Below are 12539 nucleotides of genomic sequence, written 5' to 3'. Positions count from 1 at the left end.
CCCCTTTCCTCTCACCCTCCCCACACCGCATAGTCGCCCGAGAAGAACACCTCCCTCCTGCTGGCTTCGCCTGCACGCCCAGCGAGATCGGACCGTGGGCGTTCTCCGATTCCGGCTCGCTCTCCTTCCACAAAACCATCACCAATGAGAGCACCTGTGACGGGATGACAGAGCTCCACCACATCGCCACCCTGACCGAATCCGATTCTCCAGTGGGAAGACCTGGATAGAGGCTCTCTGGACGGCGCCGCGGGGCGATGCGTACTACATCCTGGCTCATCAATACATCGCAGCGGTGCTGAAGGAGGCCAACGCGCGACGCTGCCGGCGGAGATGGCGGCTATGAGCCATGAGGCGACTGCCTGGTTCGGCCGCCACGGCACGGGCGTCCCGGCATCGTCGCCGGATGGCCGGACCCCTCATCGGCTGGTCGGAGGTCCGGGCGGCTTTCCATAGAGGGGAAGATGGGCGTCCCACACTGTGAGAACGGGGAGGCTGGGCCGGCGATGCCGCCGAAGAAGGGCGGTGGGAAGTCGGAGACGCCGCCTGGCCAGGGGAAGGGCAAGGGAAAGTAACCTGAACGGAGGAAACCGGGATGGGGACTGTCGAGGCGGCCCCCCTCACCTTGTTCCCGTCAGCCACGCGGGGAGCTCCGCCACGGAGCTTAGGATGGCATCCGGTCGGACCGATCCCTCCAGATCTGCCGGTCGGAATTTGCCGGTCCGCACCAGGACGCCCCACATCCCCACCGATTGCGCCCCGCCGACATCGATCTCGATGTCGTCTCCCACCATTGCGGCCTGCTCCGGCGGCCCATGGAGATCCTCGAGGATCAACCGGAAGAAGGCGGGATCCGGCTTCCCGAGGATCAGAGCCTTCTGGCCGGTCGCCTCCTCGAGGGCGGCAATGAAGGGCCCCACATCCAGCCGGAGCCCATCCGCCGCCCGATAATAGCGGGTCCGCCCCAGCCCGATGAGCGCCGCGCCCTCCTCCAGGATCAACCGGAACGCCCGGTTCAGCTTATCAAAGGTCCACGCATCCCCCAGGTCGCCCACCACCACATAATCGGGCCGTTGCTCATCCTCCTGGACGCCTGCGAAGTCCTCCCGGGCACCCTCGGGGATCAGCAGGAAAGCCCGGGCGCCCTGGGCCTTCAGGAAGCGACCAGCAGCCCATGGAGGGCTGTAGATCTCCTCCGGGAGAGCGGGGAAGCCCATGAGGGTCAACCGCTCGGCCAGGGCACGGCGGCTGCGGGTCGTGGTGTTGGTGACAAAGCGGACCGTCATCCCACGGGTCCGGAGGGCCCGGACGGCTTCCACTGCGCCCGGGATCGGTCCCTCCGCCGTGTAAAGGGTGCCATCCAGATCGAGAAGGACCGCCCGGATCTCCAGATGGGAAGAGGACATGGTCTGTTCACCCCTTTCTGGAGACAACAACGACAATCCTCCCTTCCCCTCTGGGGAGGGGCCTATAGGCCTAAGCCGGTCGTCTTGCTTTTTCATTGATCCACCAGTAGGCCTCGCACAACCTGCGCATAGATCCGAACCCGCTTCCAGCGCATCGCCCGTTTGTGCCCCAGGGCCGCCTTCAATCCTTCCACCAGTATCTGCCACAGGTATTGTCCGATCAGAAACGCCCGCAGAGCGGCGGCGGTCATCAGGCCATGATGCTTCCGAAAATAACGGACTTTGCTTCGCTGGAAGGCCAGATGCTGCACTGCGGGCACCTGATCGCTGCTCCGCCCCCCATAGTGGATCACCTTCGCCCGGGGATAATAAAGCACCCGCCAGCCCGCCGCCCGCATCCGCCGGCACCAGTCCAATTCCTCCGCATACATAAAGAATCCCTCATCCATCGGCCCGACCCGCTCGACCGCCTCCCGCCGAACCAGCATGGCGGCTCCCGTCACCCAGTCGACCTCCTGGATCTCTTCGTCCGAGCGGTCCAGCACGTAATAGTGCTGCAGGATCCTGCGGGGCGCGTAAGGCTGCCACCAGGTGCTTTCAAAGAGGGCCGTCCAGAACGTGGGAAACCGGCGGCGGGAGGATTGAACAGTCCCATCGGGGTTCAGCAGCTGCGGGCCGACCACGCCGGCCTCCGGGTGCTTTTCGGCGAAGGCCACCAGGGATTCGATGGCCCGATCCAGAACCCGGGTGTCCGGGTTCAACAGGAAAAAATAACGGCCCCGGGCAACAGCCATCCCCTGGTTGTTCGCCGCGGGGAAGCCCCGATTGACCGAATTGACCAGGAGACGAACTTCTGGAAAGGCCTTCCGCACCCGCTCCGGTGTCCCATCGGTGGAGGCATTGTCCACCACAATGATCTCCCCCTTCAGCGCGCCCAGGGCCCCCCGCACCGAGTCCAGACAGGGGGCCAGCCACCCCCAGACGTTCCAGCTCACGATGATCACGGAGACATCCATCTGAGAAACGCTTGGCTGATCGAGGGGAGAGCAACGCGCGGAGTGCATGCCGTCCCCAGGGGGAACGACTCAGCGATCCCGGCGCAGGATATGATCTCCGAGGGACCACAGCGCATGCCACGCGGGGCCGTCCGGCAGGCCTTGAAGATGGGCCCGGCTTCGACGCACAAACGCTTCAGCCTCCGCCACCGCACGCGCGATGGCCTCTGAATCCCGGATCCGCTGCACGGCCTCTTCGATCATCCCATCATCCCCAGAGTTTCCCTGCAGGATTTGAAGGATCAGCGAATCCTCCGGGTGCTCCTCCAGGTAAAGCAACACGGGGAGGGTCACCAGCCCCTGACGCAGATCATTGCCGATCGGCTTGCCCAGGGTCTGCACCTCCCCCGTGAAGTCCAGGACATCGTCCATGATCTGAAAGGCCATGCCCAGATCCACCCCGTATTGCCGCAGGGCCTCGACTTCCGGCTCTGGCGCCTGCGCCAGCACCGCCGCGGCCTCGGTGGCCAGCTCGAACATAGCCGCAGTCTTCGCGTAGATCCGTCGCAGGTAATCCTGCCGGTTCCGCATCACCTCGCGGTCGCCGAACTGCTGATGCAATTCGCCCTCGCAGATCGTCATCAGCGTGCGGGCGAAGATCGCCATGACCCGGACGTTTCCTGTGCGCGCGGCCAGAGAGGCGGCATAGGCGAAGAGATAATCCCCCGTGAGCACGGTCGCTGCCGGGGTCCAAAGGGCGTTGAGGGTCGGGATCCCTCTTCGAAGAAGAGAGCCGTCGATCAGATCATCGTGGATGAGCGTGGCGGTGTGCAGCATCTCAACGGCAGCGGCGAGGCTGACCATCGCTTCATCCGCAGGCCGGTAAAGCCGGCCGGTCAGGAGGACCAGCAGGGGGCGGATCCGTTTCCCTCCCGCCGTGAGCAGATGATCCACCGCGGTCCTGAGGGGCTCGAAGGTCAGCGGGATCTCCCGCATCCGGGCTTCCACCCGCTCCAGATCCTCGCGGAGCCATTCCTGAATCCTTCGCAGTGAGGGTCCATATTGCACCGTGAGAGGCATTCCCGGTTTACCTGGGTTCAGGATACGAGCCGGAAAGGGGGGCGCTGTGCCCACCTCACATTTTAAAGCAGCCTCTCGGTTCTGTCACAGGAGAGGGAATCTTTCCACAAAATCCCATCGTCCATCTTCGGATGATGGAGTGCGGGAGATCCCTCAGCGCCTCCTTCAACCCTCGAACCGGAAGATCCGCCGAGCGTTTCCAGTGGTTTGCCCGGCGATATATTCGGGAGAAAGGTCTAGGACGCGCGCCAGGGCCTCGGCGATCAGCCGGAGATAGGCCGGCTCATTCCGACGCCCTCGATAGGGCTGAGGGGGCAGATAGGGGGAATCGGTCTCCAGGACTAGCGGAGAGACTCCCACGGCCTGCACAGCCTCCCGAAGCGCCTCCGCGCGAGGATAGGTGATGGGTCCTCCGATGCCCAGGGCCAATCCCCAAGCGGCGGCTGCCCGGGCCATCGCCGCGTCCCCGGAGAACGCGTGCAGGATCCCCCGAGCGCCTGGACGGGCAGCCACCCATTGCTCCAGCTCCTCCATCACGGCATCCTGAGCCTCCCGCTGATGGATGATCACGGGCAGTCCCAGCTCGCCGGCCAGATCCAGCTGCGCCCGGAAAGCTTCGCGCTGTGCCTCCCGGGGGGAAAAGTCCCGATAGAAATCCAGGCCGATCTCCCCGATCGCTACAACCCGAGGATGCCGGGCCCATTCCCGCAGCTGCGTTAGCGCCGCCGGCGAGAAGGTCGAGGCCGCATGGGGGTGAATCCCCACCGCCACATAGATCCCGGGATAACGCTCTGCTAACTGCAGCGCGGCCGGGATTCGCTCCAGGGTCACCGAGGGGATCACCAAGGCCTCCACCCCGGCCTCCCGCGCCCGGGCCAGCGCCTCCTCCCGGTCCTCATCGAAGGCGGGATCGTCCAAGTGACAATGGGTATCTATCAGCGTCATCGCGGCCATGAGTTCCGATCTTGTCAGGCCCAGGCAGCTTAGGAATTTCTACCCCTCGAGACCGGCTAGGGCGCGGCCCGCCGCGAGCAGCTGCGGCACCCGCTCCGGCGCGGTGGTCTCTGTATAGATCCGCAACAGGGGCTCCGTGCCCGAGAACCGGATCAGCAGCCAGCCCCCATCCTCCAGGTAGAACTTGTAGCCATCGCGGCGGTCGATCCGGACGACCCGGAGCCCGGCCAGCCGCTCCGGTTGCGCCTGATCCAGCCGGGCCTGGGTTTCCCCCCGGCGCTCCGGTGGGAATTCCACATCGATGCGCGAATAATAATGGGGGCCGACCAAGCGGAAGAGCCACTCGATGAGCTCAGAGGGCCGTTTCCCCGTCCGAACCATGAAGTCCAGCAGGTACAGGCCCGCCAGGATGCCATCCCGCTCCGGCAGATGCCCCCGGAAGGCAAAACCCCCGCTCTCCTCACCCCCGATGAGGGCATCGGTCTCCATCATCTTCGGGGCCACATACTTGAAGCCGACGCCCGTCTCATAAACCGGGACCCCATATCGCTCCCCCAGTTTCTCAAGCATGGAGGTGGTGGAGAGCGTTTTGACCATCGGTCCCCGCTGTCCCCGGACCTCCAGGAGGTAAAGGGCCAGCAGGCCGTAGACGCGCAGCTGATCCACAAATTCCCCTTGCTCATCCACCAGACCCACCCGATCGGCATCGCCATCCGTCGCGATCCCGGCGTCGGCCTTCAAGGCCCGCACCTGCTCCTGCAGGTCCTCCAGGTTGGGGGGAATGGGCTCCGGACGCTTCATGCGGGGGAAGATCGGGTTGCGCTCGCCGTGGATCTCCACGATACGGATGCGCCCAGGGGAAAGCAGCCGCCGCAGCCAGCCTGCCCCGCTCCCCCACATGGGATCCACCACGATGGTGAGATCCGCCTGTCGGAGGGCCTCCAGATCCACCAGGGTCTGGAGGTGCTCGATGTAGGGGGTGGTTGGGTCGAAGATCTCCACCAGCCCTTGCGCCCGCGCCTCCGCCAGCGGCATCCATTTCACTCCGCTCTCATCCGGGGGGATGCGGGCTTCGATCTCCAGGAGGCCTTGAGGATCCACGGCGCCCCCGAAACGGTTGCGGACCTTGAAGCCGTTATCCGTGGGGGGATTGTGGCTGGCGGTGATGTTGATGGCTCCAGCCGCGCCGCGAGCGACCACGCCGTAGCTGATCACCGGCGTCGGCACGGCCCGCTCGCACAGATAGACCCGGATGCCGTTGCCAGCCAGGACCTCGGCGCAGGTCGCCGCGAAGTGCTCAGAGGCGAACCGGTGATCGTAGCCGATCACCACCCCCTCCTCCGCCTGGCCGGTATCCAGCAACCACCGGGCGAAGCCCTGCGCGCATCGCCGGACGTTCGCAAACGTGTAATCGTCGGCGATGCGGCCGCGCCATCCGTCGGTGCCGAAGCGGATGACCGTCATCTCAGCCCTCCCGGATCCCATATTCCTGCTTCACTAGCTCCAGATCAGCGTCCACCATGATTTTCACCAGCTGCTCGAAGGTTACCGAGGGCGCCCACCCCAGTTTGGTCCGCGCCTTGGTGGCATCGCCGACCAGGAGATCTACATCGGCGGGGCGGTAGAGGGCGGGATCCACCACCACGTATTTCTTCCAGTCCAGCCCCAGATAGTCGAACGCCAGCTCCACGAACTCCCGCACCGAGTGGGTTTCCCCTGTGGCGATCACGTAGTCCTCCGGCTCGTCCTGCTGCAGCATCAGCCACATCGCCCGCACGTAATCCGGCGCGTAACCCCAGTCCCGGCGAGCCTCCAGGTTGCCCAGGCGGAGCTCATGGGCCAGGCCCAGTTTGATCTTCGCCGCCGTGTGGGTGATCTTGCGGGTGACGAACTCCAACCCCCGACGTGGGCTCTCGTGGTTGAAGCAGATCCCCGAGACCGCAAACATCCCATAGCTCTCCCGGTAATTCACCGTAATCCAGTGGGCATACACCTTCGCCACACCATACGGGCTGCGGGGATGGAAGGGGGTGTTCTCATTCTGGGGAACCTCCTTGACTTTCCCGAACATCTCGCTGCTCGAGGCCTGGTAGAAGCGGATGGTGGGATCCACCAGGCGAATGGCCTCCAGCAGGCGGGTGACGCCGAGGGCCGTGAATTCCCCGGTGAGGACCGGCTGCTTGAAGGAAGTGGGAACGAAGGATTGAGCAGCCAGATTGTAGACTTCGTGGGGCCGGTATTCCCGCAGGATATCGATGAGGGAGGACTGATCCAGCAGATCCCCCTGCACCAGGAGGACGCGATCCTGGATATGGCGGATCCGTTCGAAGTTGATGGTGCTGGTGCGTCGGACCATCCCGATCACTTCATAGCCTTTCTCCAGGAGGAACTCCGCCAGGTAAGAGCCATCCTGGCCGGTGATACCGGTAATCAGAGCCCGCTTCTTCTCCATTGCCATCCCCTCGCACCTCCTCTGGGTTTTTGAGAGATGGGGCGCTCTACCTCCCCGCTCGCTGTTGCTCCGCACGGGCCCGCCATTCCTCCAGCACATCCCGCAGGGATTGCTCCAGGGGGATGCGGGGCTCCCATCCCAGGCGCTCCCGGATCCGGGCGGTGTCGGCCGCGCTGATAGGGATCTCCACCGGGCGGATGCGCTGGGGATCCACCTCCACCCGGACATTCACCCGCGCCATAGCGAGGAGGAGCTCCAGCACCTCCCGGATCGAACGGGGTCGACCGGACCCAATGTTATAGACCTCGCCGGGCTCTCCCCGCTCCAGCAGCAGGCGATACGCGCGCGCCACATCCCGGACATCGGTGAAATCCCGTCGGGCTTCTAGATTCCCCACCCACAACACCGGATCCTGTAATCCCGCCTCGATCCAGGCGATCTGACGGGCGAAAGACGGGACCACAAAACGGGGATCTTGACCAGGACCGATATGATTAAAGGGACGGGCCCGGATGATCGGCATGGCGTAAGCCGTGGCGTAGAGGGCGGCCAGCCAGTCCTGGGCCGCCTTGCTGATCCCATATGGATTGGCTGGGCGGAAGGGATGATCCTCTCGAACCGGCACCTCCTCCGGGCGGATTAAGCCGTAGACCTCGTTCGAAGTCACAATCAGAACGCGGGGCTGCAATCCCAGCGTCCGAATTCCCTCCAGCAGATTCAGGGTGCCCCGCACGTTGGTCTCGAAGGTTCCCCAAGGATCCTTCCAGGATTCCGCCACATCGGACTGGGCAGCCAGATGGATGATGCCTTCCGGTCGCACAAGGGCAAGCCCCTGGCGCACCGCCTCCGGATCCCGGAGGTCTACCCGGGCCAGCTGAAGACGGTTCGGAATCCCGGCCCACGACCGCCGGGCCCATCCCCAGAGCTCCCAGTCGGTTTCCTGAGCCAAGATGGAGACGAGATGACGGCCGACGAAGCCGCTGACACCGGTAATGAGCACCCGCAAAGGCGATGGCTCCTTTTCCGGGATCAAATCCGGCGTGCCGCCCTGAATTATACTGTGAGGTCTCGGCACGAACTCCGCCTCCCGAGCGGGGAGCAGAATGAGCGCCTCGCATCGGGTCGGATTTCCATTTAGGAAGCGACGATCGGTCCATTCGCCAGGCCTTGCGGCGGAGATCCGATCCTCTAATCTTCTTCTGATAGATAGCGGATATTTTATGAACAAGGAAGGATTCTGCGGCATGGAGGCTCTTTCCCCTTCCCGTCCCGCGAGGCCATTGCCATGGAGGAAGGGGAGGGCTATCGTCGGAAGACACTGAGACAAACCGAAGGCAACCCGCTCGATCTCCAGATCTTGCGGGGGAAGCGACGGCGTACTCCTCTTCAAGGATCGATCCTTTTGGATCAGGAGTCGAGCTCCCATGCCCGAGCTCTTTCATCGGTATCCGGGAAATCCCATCCTGACAGCGGCCGACTGGCCGTATCCAGCGAACGCCGTGTTCAATCCAGGGGCCATCCGTTTCAACGGCGAGGTTCTCCTCCTGGTTCGCGTGGAGGATTTCCAGGGCCTTTCTCATCTCACGGCCGCCCGTAGCCCCGATGGGCGAAGCGGCTGGCGGGTGGACTCCGAACCCACCCTGCTCCCAGACCCCCTGCATCATCCCGAGGAATTCTGGGGGATCGAAGACCCGCGGATCGTCTTTCTGGAAGAAGAAGGCCTGTATGCGGTGACCTACGTCGCTTACTCCCGGGGCGGGCCACTGGTCGCCCTGGCGACGACCGCGGACTTCAAAGTCTTCCATCGGCTGGGCCCGATCCTCCCTCCGGAGGATAAGGACGCCAGCCTGTTCCCCCGCCGGTTCAAGGGCCGATGGGCGATGATCCATCGCCCGATGCCCACGGCGCCAGGAGCTCGCCCCAACATCTGGATTTCCTTTTCTCCGGATCTGCGCCACTGGGGCGACCACACGGTGATCATCGAAGCCCGCCCCGGGGGCTGGTGGGATTCCGATCGGGTGGGCCTGGGGCCTCAGCCGATTGAGACGCCCGAGGGCTGGTTGCTCCTTTATCACGGCGTGCGCCAGACGGCATCGGGGCGGATTTACCGCGTCGGCATGGCCCTGCTGGATCTGGAGGATCCCCGGAAGGTGATCCGGCGCAGCGCCGAGTGGGTGTTTGGCCCCCGCGCCCCTTACGAACGGATCGGCGACGTACCCAACGTGACCTTTCCATGCGGCGCGGTGGTGGATCCCCACTCCGGGGAGCTGTTGATGTATTACGGGGCGGCGGACACCTGCGTCGCCATGGCGACGGCTGATCTGCGCGCGCTGCTGGATTATTTACGCTATGCCCCCGTATAGGGGTGGAAGGGGCCTCCTCTCGGCAAGCGTGGAAGCCACCCGTAAAGGCAGATGCCTGCCGTTACGCGATGGATCTTCTCCGGGGCTTTTGGAAGCAGGTCGCCCGGCCTTCCTGAAATCCAGCCCAACCGTGTCATCCCGCCCCTCTTCGGGTCCGATCCTGAGGCGATCTGTCTCTCCCATCCCAGAAAACGGAGGTGAGAGATCATGAAGGATCGCATCCGGGTCGCCCTGGTGGGGACTTATGTGCCCCGACGGTGTGGGATCGCCACGTTCACGCACGATCTGGCAAAAGCGATCGCAGAAGCCCAGGGCGAGCCGCTGGACGGCTCTGGGATCGTCCATATTGTAGCCCTCACCAATCCGCCTCAGCGCTACGCCTACGGCCCTGAGGTAACCTTCGAGATCCGAGATGGGATCCCGCAAGACTACCGGGCCGCGGCGGATTACCTGAACCAGACCTCTGTGGATCTGGTCTGCCTGCAGCATGAGTATGGGATCTTTGGGGGGACAGATGGTGAATACGTGCTGGATCTGGTGAACGCTTTGCGCAAACCCCTCGTGGTCACCATGCATACTGTCCTCTATGAGCCGTCTGAGAACCAGCGGCGGATCTTAATCGCTCTCGCCCGACGGGCAGATCGTGTAGTGGTAATGTCGGAGCGAGCGCGTCAATTTCTGATAGAACGTTATGGGGTGCCTGCGGAGCGAATCCTTCGGATCGACCATGGGGCCCCCGCCATGCCGTTCGAGGACCCCGCCCCTTACAAGGCGCGCATGGGGCTGGAGGGGCGGCAGGTGCTGATGACCTTCGGGTTGCTCAGCCCGAATAAGGGGATCGAGACCGTGATCGAGGCGATGAAGGCGCTTGTCCCCCGGCATCCCGATCTCCTGTATCTGATCGTGGGAGCCACCCATCCGGAGGTCCGCCGCCGGTTCGGCGAGTCCTACCGCCGATCCCTGGAGGAGGCCATCGCGCAGGCCGGACTCCAGGATCACATCCATTTCGTGGATCGCTATCTGGATCGAGAGGAGCTGCTGACATTCCTGATGGCGGCAGACATCTATGTCGCGCCCTATCTGGCGCGGGAGCAGATCGTCTCCGGCACCCTCACCTATGCCCTCGCTTGCGGGAAGGCCATCATCTCCACACCCTCGTGGTATGCCCAAGAGATCCTCGGAGATGGACGGGGCCTCCTGGTTCCTTTCCAGGATCCGGAGGCCATGGCCCGCGCGCTGGACCACCTCCTCTCCCATCCGGAGGAGCGGGAGCAGTTGCGCCGGGCCGCCTATGAGCGGGGACGGGAGATGGCCTGGCCGATCATCGGCCGCCGCTATCTGGATCTGTTCCGGAAGATCCTGGAACACCCTCAGGCCGTTCATCGCCCGGCCTGGCTTCCCCTTCGTCCATCGAAGTTGCCGGCGGTGCGCCTGGAGCACCTGCGCCAGCTCACCGATGAGACCGGACTTCTCCAGCATGCCTGGGGGACGATCCCGCACCGACAGTTTGGATACTGCACCGATGACAACGCCCGCGGGCTGCTGGTGATGGTGCGGGAATGGGCCCGAAGCCGGGATCCTTCCCTCCTTCCATTGATGAAGACCTATATGGCGTTTCTGATCCATGCCTGGAATCCCGAGCGCGGGCGGTTCCGCAACTTCATGGGCTATGACCGGCGATGGCTCGAGGAAGCCGGATCGGAGGATGCCCATGGCCGCGCCCTCTGGGCACTGGGGGAGGCCATGGCCTTCGGGCCGGAGGAGATCCAGGCCATCGCTGCCGCGTTGTTCCGGGAGGCCTGGCCGGCCAGTCAGGCGTTTCAGCATCCGCGGCCCTGGGCGTATGCCATTCTGGGGGGCCTGGCCGGTTTCGAGCGGTTTCCGGGCGATCTCCGATTGCAGGAGGAAGTAAAAGAACTGGCCCAGCGTCTGGCGGATCGCTTCCAGGTTCACGCCCGGCCCGGCTGGCGATGGTGCGATGAGGTGGTCACTTACGATAACGGAATTCTGCCGGCGGCCCTCATCGCCGCCGGGCATCGCCTGGGTGAGCCCCGATGGGTCGCATGGGGCCTGGACGCCCTGCAATGGCTGGTGGAAATCCAGACCGATCCTCAGAGTGGGCATTTCTCCTGGATCGGAAACCGGGGATGGTTCCCCCGAGGCGGATCCAGGGCCCGGTTCGCCCAGCAGCCTCTGGAGGGAGCCGCCATGGCGGAGGCGGCCGCGCGGGCCTGGGAGGCCACTCGGGATGCCCGCTGGCTGGAAGTTCTGGAGCGGTGCGTTGGCTGGTTCCTCGGGTGGAACGACCGGGGATGTGCCCTGGCGGATCCAAAGACCGGCGGATGCCGGGATGGCCTGGAGCCGCTCGGCCCCAGCACCCACCAGGGGGCGGAATCCACCTTGGCCTGGCTGTTCACGCTCCAGCTGGCCCATCGGCTGCTTCCCTCTGCCCAGGAGCGGACCCGGCCCGAGCGCACCGCTCGCGATCCTCTTGCGCTCTTTCATGAGGCGGAATCTGGATCTTGTTCCCCAAAAAACGCCAGGAGCCCGGTTGACGTTTCCTCTTCCCTCCCATAGAATTCGATCAGGTTTCATCCGGATGCCAAACCTCAATGAATCGCTGGTGGGATGGCTGGGGCTGAAAGCGTCCAACCCGTCTGTCCCCACCCAGGGGAGCAGCATGGCGCTTCCAGCGTGAAGAGCTGAATGCTCGACGCCGATTCTCTTCCAGAGGTGAATGTTCATGCCCACGCTTTCACCCGTGCAGATCGCCCTTCTGACCGTCGGCGTTCTTCTGGCCACACTGATCCTGGGAGGCCTCCTGGCGATTCTCATGGCCTGGCTGACCCGAGAGGTCCAGGCGGCCTACGGGCAAGCCCCGGCGGCGACGGCGAAAGCGCCCGCGCCGGCGACCGAGGCGGCTGCTGTCCCCGCGGTCTCTGCTGAGCGGATCGGCCCTTGGCCGTTCGTGATCAGCGGCCTGGCCCTGCTGGTTGTCCTGGCGGTCATCTTCTATCCCATGCCTCAACCTCAGACCGCTTCGCCGGGAACAGCCTCCGGGGGAAGCACGGCATCATCGACTCCGGCCTCCCCGCCGGCGGTGGCTGCACTTCAGGGGAACCCGGAGAATGGCAAGCAGCTGTTCTTAGGCACGTGCGCCTCGTGCCACGGGCCGGACGCCAAAGGATTGCCCGGCCTGGGGAAGGATCTGACCACAAGTGCCTTCGTGCGGCAGCAGACCGACGCTCAGCTGCTGGAGTTCATCAAGAGGGGACGGCCGGCGACGGAT

General features: G+C 64.4%; 10 protein-coding genes. 3 read left to right on the top strand and 7 right to left on the bottom strand.

Translation table 11 applies throughout. The features are described from left to right. Positions 1–620: 620 nt before the first annotated feature. The 7 genes from ACFMO3_RS08210 to ACFMO3_RS08180 all read right to left on the bottom strand — a co-directional run bounded on the left by ACFMO3_RS08210 (position 621) and on the right by ACFMO3_RS08180 (position 7887). Positions 621–1406, bottom strand: a complete 786-nt coding sequence (locus ACFMO3_RS08210; protein ID WP_376789932.1) for a TIGR01458 family HAD-type hydrolase — start codon at positions 1404–1406, stop codon at positions 621–623. A gap of 92 nt (positions 1407–1498) precedes the next feature. Next, positions 1499–2410, bottom strand: a complete 912-nt coding sequence (locus ACFMO3_RS08205; RefSeq protein WP_376789931.1) for a glycosyltransferase family 2 protein — start codon at positions 2408–2410, stop codon at positions 1499–1501. An 81-nt stretch (positions 2411–2491) separates the two neighbouring features. Then, entirely contained in the window at positions 2492–3481 is a 990-nt protein-coding gene (locus tag ACFMO3_RS08200; protein WP_376789930.1) for a polyprenyl synthetase family protein, read from the bottom strand. Positions 3482–3646: 165 nt separating this feature from the next. Continuing rightward, positions 3647–4426: a TatD family hydrolase gene (locus ACFMO3_RS08195; RefSeq protein ID WP_376789929.1), complete on the bottom strand. Its 780-nt coding sequence runs from the start codon at positions 4424–4426 to the stop codon at positions 3647–3649. A 48-nt stretch (positions 4427–4474) separates the two neighbouring features. Next, on the bottom strand, positions 4475–5899 hold the full coding sequence (locus tag ACFMO3_RS08190; RefSeq protein ID WP_376789928.1) for a phosphoglucomutase/phosphomannomutase family protein: 1425 nt from the start codon (positions 5897–5899) through the stop codon (positions 4475–4477). A gap of 1 nt (position 5900) precedes the next feature. Then, on the bottom strand, positions 5901–6887 hold the full coding sequence (gene gmd / locus ACFMO3_RS08185; RefSeq protein WP_376790106.1) for a GDP-mannose 4,6-dehydratase: 987 nt from the start codon (positions 6885–6887) through the stop codon (positions 5901–5903). Positions 6888–6933: 46 nt separating this feature from the next. Further along, the gene (locus ACFMO3_RS08180; RefSeq protein WP_376790105.1) at positions 6934–7887 is read right to left on the bottom strand and encodes a GDP-mannose 4,6-dehydratase; all 954 of its coding nucleotides are present in this window, start codon (positions 7885–7887) and stop codon (positions 6934–6936) included. Between the two features lie 424 nt (positions 7888–8311). Here ACFMO3_RS08180 and ACFMO3_RS08175 point away from each other — a divergent pair, with 424 nt between their 5' ends. From ACFMO3_RS08175 to ACFMO3_RS08165, 3 genes are all read left to right on the top strand, one after another. Continuing rightward, positions 8312–9250 carry a glycosidase gene (locus tag ACFMO3_RS08175; RefSeq protein WP_376789927.1) on the top strand — a complete coding sequence of 313 codons (939 nt, stop codon included), beginning with the start codon at positions 8312–8314 and terminating at the stop codon, positions 9248–9250. 207 nt (positions 9251–9457) lie between these two features. Beyond that, positions 9458–11827, top strand: a complete 2370-nt coding sequence (locus ACFMO3_RS08170; RefSeq protein ID WP_376789926.1) for a glycosyltransferase family 4 protein — start codon at positions 9458–9460, stop codon at positions 11825–11827. 166 nt (positions 11828–11993) lie between these two features. After that, a partial coding sequence (locus tag ACFMO3_RS08165) for a c-type cytochrome (RefSeq protein ID WP_376789925.1) occupies positions 11994–12539 on the top strand: 546 nt, incomplete at its 3' end.

Source organism: Thermoflexus sp., assembly GCF_042408815.1.
GTDB lineage: Bacteria > Chloroflexota > Anaerolineae > Thermoflexales > Thermoflexaceae > Thermoflexus.
This window is presented reverse-complemented; position numbering and strand designations above follow the sequence as displayed.